Annotated in this window: 3 protein-coding genes; all 3 read right to left on the bottom strand. The window is 41.5% G+C overall.

Annotated elements, in window-relative coordinates:
* Positions 1-713 (bottom strand): ABC transporter transmembrane domain-containing protein (locus Q1W15_RS23855; protein WP_300733609.1); only part of this gene is annotated, 713 nt, incomplete at its 3' end.
* A gap of 84 nt (positions 714-797) precedes the next feature.
* Positions 798-1,304, bottom strand: a complete 507-nt coding sequence (locus Q1W15_RS23850; protein WP_300733607.1) for an OmpA family protein — start codon at positions 1,302-1,304, stop codon at positions 798-800.
* A gap of 46 nt (positions 1,305-1,350) precedes the next feature.
* On the bottom strand, positions 1,351-2,619 hold the full coding sequence (tolB, locus tag Q1W15_RS23845; protein WP_300733605.1) for a Tol-Pal system beta propeller repeat protein TolB: 1,269 nt from the start codon (positions 2,617-2,619) through the stop codon (positions 1,351-1,353).
* Positions 2,620-2,734: the final 115 nt, after the last annotated feature.

Below are 2,734 nucleotides of genomic sequence, written 5' to 3'. Positions count from 1 at the left end.
CTGAGCTGTCTCAACTGTTTATTCACGGTTGCGAACTCGCCATTCATCTCTTGATAAGCATCAAAGAGCTTTATCTCTTTCTGCCCTCTAATTCCCTCTTCTAAAATATGGTTGAATTCACCCATATGTCCCTGCATTCTTCTGGCAATGCCACGCAATCTTTTAGATACATAACGTAAAACAACATAGAGTACCGGAGCCATCGTAAAGACGAGTAAGGTGATTTTCCAGTTATTAGAAAACATCACTAATATCAACCCAATGATCATCGCACTATCTTTAATAATAGAGACCAATGTCATGGAGCTAATCGCCATGAGCTGTGCAATATCGAATGTTAACTTCGACATAAAATAACCGGTTGAATGCTGATCAAACTTCGATTGTGGGAAATGCAATATTTTGTCATACATCTGCAAACGCAAAGAGACAATTACACGCTGTGAAATCCATTGCATTCCAAAGCTACCCGCAAAAGTTAATGCACTCATCGCAATAAATGCGCCGATGACAAGCCACGGCATTACGCGAATAAACTGCGTATTTTTTTCGACAAACCCCTCATCTAAAAGAGGCTTTAATAACCAAAACAATCCCGCCTCAGCAAAACCGCCTAAAATCACACACACTAATGCCGCAATCAAAATGAGCGGATATTTGAAAGAGTAGGATAATATTCGCTTATATAACTTTAAACTCTCTTGCTTAATCACAATTGGTTCCTATTTAAAAGAGGAAAAGCACCTATACAGTCGCTGCATAGGTGCTAATATCAAAATGGATGCTACGAGAAATGATTAATAAACAATCTCTACACGACGATTTTGTGCCCACGCACTATCATCATATCCTGAAACTGCAGGCATCTCTTTACCATAACTACGAACTTTAATTTGGTTGGCATTTGCACCAGACTGGAGTAATAAGTCACGAACACTGGTTGCACGACGCTCGCCAAGACCCATGTTATATTCATGAGATCCACGATCATCCGTATGCCCTTCCAACCAAACGCCACGACTTGAGTTGCGTTTCAACTCTTCACCGTGAGCACGCACAACATCATAAGACTCCGTACGAAGTCGATCCGAGTCAAAGTCAAAGTAGATAATACGATCAGCTGTTCCACGCTTACCATAGTCAGCATCATAGTAAGTGCTCGCAGGACCGTTACCATAACCTGTACCGTTACCAAAACCATCAGCACCATTACCCGTGCCATTTGCGCCACCTGTTGAACTACAAGCCGCAACGACAAAGCCAATGAGTGTCACTGCAACACCTTTCATCATTAATTTACGCATATCTATCCTCTTAAAAATCATTATTTAAAAACTATATTACGTTGTTTTATCGTTGGTTAGGAGACCAGCTTGGTTTACGAACGTCTGATCCTATACCATAGAATCTCTGTTCCACATTACCATCTGTTGAAATGATTTTCAGTCCACCTTTCCCATCTGAATAGAGGATCATATGACTATTTCCCGAGAAGCTCGGAGCTTCATCTTTACCACCATTCGTTAAGCGTTTTACATTCCCTGTAGTGAGATCCATCAGCGCGATACCAAAACCCTGCCCAGGATATCGTTGCATCATTGCTAATTGTTTTCCATCTGCAGAAATTGTTGCGTTTGCATTGTAGTTACCACCTGCTGATACGCGCGTTACAGATCCACCATTTTCCGGCATTTTATAAAGTTGTGGTGTACCTGCACGATCTGAAGTGAAGTAAATCATTCCATCACGACCCCATGCCGGCTCTGTATCAATGCTAGGTGCGTTTGTTAAGCGTCTTAAATCACTACCATCAATATTTGCGGTATAAATTTCTGGATTACCATCTCTTGAGAGTGTGAACGCAAGTTTACGACCATCCGGTGACCATGTCGGTGCAGAGTTGATGCCGGGCTCACTAATCACAATGTGACGATTACCACTGTAAAGATCTTGTACCATAATTTGGTTACGCTTTTTCTCAAATGATGCATAAGCAAGCTTACGACCATCTGGTGACCATGTTGGCGATAAAATCGGCTCATTGGATTCCAAGATCACTTGTGGATACGCACCATCGGCATCCGCAATCACTAAAGAAAAATGACGATTTGTTCTCGAAACATAGGCAACTTTCGAACTAAATGATCCAGGCACCCCAATAATCGCTTCATAGATAAAGTCAGCAATCTTATGTGCTACTGCACGCTGCCCTTTCTCATCAGAAAGATATTGGAACTGACGTGTTGCACGAACCGTGCGGCTAAACGTATCGCCGACATCAATTTGTAACATATTGCCTTTAGGCGTCATGATTACAATAAAGTTGATGCCTGCTGCACGCCAAATACCACTATCTGCTTGTGCCACAGAATTGAGTTGCTCTGGTACGGATAATCCCACTTTTGGAATAAAACGTCCTGAACGCTGAAGATCATTCGTAACCACTTCTAAAAACTGCTGATTATTGGTTGCATGATCGACTATTGCAATCGGATAAGCCTCACTAGAGGCTTTAACGATCTCTAGTTTGACCTGTGCATGTACCGGCATCAACGCAACTAATGAGAAAATCATTAGTAAGAATGATCGATGCAGATTTTTAATAATGTTGTTACTCATTGATTCACCTCGTTTCATAAAGCTTGCTTATTCTTTTAAGGCCGAGATTACTGGCAAGTTGAGCCAGTACTCATTATAGTCCATTCCTCATACAAAGATATATCGGTCTGGAACA

It is taken from the genome of Pseudomonas sp., assembly GCF_030150285.1.
In the GTDB taxonomy this organism is placed as follows: Bacteria; Pseudomonadota; Gammaproteobacteria; order Pseudomonadales; family Pseudomonadaceae; genus Aquipseudomonas.
Note: the sequence above shows the minus strand (reverse complement) of the source record. Positions and strands in the feature narration are given on the sequence as shown.

What these genes read in the sequence shown, in the direction of transcription:
- tolB (WP_300733605.1), bottom strand. Translation starts at nt 2,619, where the DNA reads ATGAGTAACAACATTATTAAAAATCTGCATCGATCATTCTTACTAATG.
- Q1W15_RS23850 (WP_300733607.1), bottom strand. Translation starts at nt 1,304, where the DNA reads ATGCGTAAATTAATGATGAAAGGTGTTGCAGTGACACTCATTGGCTTT.